2 protein-coding genes are annotated in these 2,022 nt (G+C 54.5%); both read right to left on the bottom strand.

The genetic code is table 11. The annotated features are described in order from the left end of the window. Positions 1-412: 412 nt before the first annotated feature. Positions 413-1,504: a hypothetical protein gene (locus ACP5J3_RS13720; protein ID WP_428496198.1), complete on the bottom strand. Its 1,092-nt coding sequence runs from the start codon at positions 1,502-1,504 to the stop codon at positions 413-415. Further along, positions 1,476-2,022: hypothetical protein (locus ACP5J3_RS13715; RefSeq protein ID WP_428496197.1), on the bottom strand; the 547-nt coding region annotated here is incomplete at its 5' end. The genes ACP5J3_RS13715 and ACP5J3_RS13720, both read right to left, overlap by 29 nt.

Raw genomic sequence — 2,022 nt, 5'->3', positions numbered from 1 at the left:
GTATGCGGAGGCCCGCGTCGCAAGTCGGCTGGCTTGGCTCAAGGGGGCCGTCGTATTAGCAAGGCCCGTATACGTAGCCTGAGGCGTTGGCCACCTCGCCGGCTGGGCACGGAGGGGGCGGCTTGGCGACGCCTAGACGAATCATAAGCTCACTCCGGAAAGATATAACAGCGGCATAGTTGTAGAAGAGCCAAAGCAAAAAGAAACCTATGAGAGAGATAATTAATGGCGTCAACCTCCTCGTCCCTATCGTTAAAAACACGGGGACAGCCACAATCACAAATTAGCTATGTAAAGCAAGGCGGCGTCTAAGATATAAGGCGGTATGAAGATCAGTACAAACGAAGCGATAAGAAGTAAGAGGAGTAGTAATAGAAAAAAGGTGTGCTTAGTAGTGGTCTACGGAGAATATTCAAGCCGCTATAGCATCTCTGCTACCTTTATGCCACCTGTGGAGATAAATAGCCGCTGGTGATGCCAGCGCTATCAACAAGGCGATTACCCATAGAGGCGGCGCATCGCGGGGCTGTGTGAATTTGTCGTATCCGGTTTTAGGCCAGAATTCAAGTATCAGCGGCGATTTGCAGTATCCGGAGAGCTCGACGAAGCGCCTCGCTATTTTTTCCGCCGTCTTTTCATCTGGCGGCCTCGTGTCGTTGGGGTACGGGAAGACGAATACCCGGGGGCCTGCGTGGGATAGTGAAAAGATGTGGATAATGCCCTGGACGCCCCTCTCTGTTTCTCTCACGGTCCCCATCTCCCTTTCTAGTTGCATCGCGGCGTTTCTAAGCCTCTCAGCCTCCTCGCCGTCATCCACCCAGTATGGGCCTACCGTCACGTAGGCCGAGAAGTCGCCTAGCCTCTCCTTAACAGCTTTGATTATTTTCTCAGCCTCGGCGAAGCTTGTGGTTGTTATGATTAGGGGGGCGCCGCGTTCTATCCAGACTTGGACCTTCTCCGTCTTCTTAACAACGAAGTTGATTACGGCGACCTCCCGTCGGCCACCTTGCGCAGTCCCGTTTTCCCTAAGCCCCCTGGATGGATCTCTGTAGACTTTCAACCCAAGCGCCCTGCTTACAGCAGCCTCTAGCTCTGTGTAGTTGCCGGCGGCCACTTTCACAACCTTAGATACTTGATACGCTCCCTTACCTGCGTTCGAGGCCCCGTAGATGCTGACCCCCACCTCCACCTCTGGACCTACGAGAGGTAAGACGGCGTCCACAAGTTCTTCAAAGCTGTGTGATGGGGGCGGCGGAGGCTTCTCCATCCTTGGGAGCGACAGCATGGGGGTCGTGTCGTTGAAACTCCTCGCCACGTAGACATACGCCGAGCATCTGCCCAGGTCAAACACGTGGGCAGGCCTCAGGACGTCTGTCAGCGCTGTTAGGTTCACCACAACCACAGAGCCGTGTCTCTCAACAAGCGACGCGCTGGAGGCGGCTAGCGCCAGCGACGCCAGAAGAACGAGGGCGAACCTACTGAGCCACATAGGGATACACGCCATAGTACTTGATTGCGTAGTCAGCAGACTGCACTAAAACATAGTAGTACGGACCGCCTGGAGGTATCGCGCCTATTACAATGCCTATTGCCCTTACACCGCACAGCGAGCCCTTACATCCAGCTCTGAAGACTATGCCACCGCTGTCATGGTCTTGCGCGGACATTATATTATAATCGACGGCGTAGACTCTACCAGAGTACCTATCGTCAGGTTTTAGTTGCACGTAGTCGGAACCGGTGCACGAAGTCACATATCCAATCTTCCAAGCCCCGTAGCTGTAAGCCAGCTGCGCGTCCGGGATTACCTCTATGACCGGCGCCCAGCTCTGCCTCCAACCACATAACCCCGTGGGGACATAATAGCTAACTCCCCTGTTCACAACCCACCACACGGCGGCGTCGGGCTTAGAACGATCTGGCTCGTGGTATGCGTCATTGGTTCCCCAATCCACAGTATAGCCGGCGTAGTTGTTATCGCCACCCCCTACGTAATAGGGTTGAAATACTAGCTTTTGCCAA

Origin of the sequence: Pyrobaculum sp. (assembly GCF_049971835.1) — an archaeon.
Lineage (GTDB): Archaea > Thermoproteota > Thermoprotei > Thermoproteales > Thermoproteaceae > Pyrobaculum.
This window is presented reverse-complemented; position numbering and strand designations above follow the sequence as displayed.

Coding starts and splice junctions, on each gene's coding strand:
- ACP5J3_RS13720 (WP_428496198.1), bottom strand. CDS start 1,504: ATGGCGTGTATCCCTATGTGGCTCAGTAGGTTCGCCCTCGTTCTTCTG.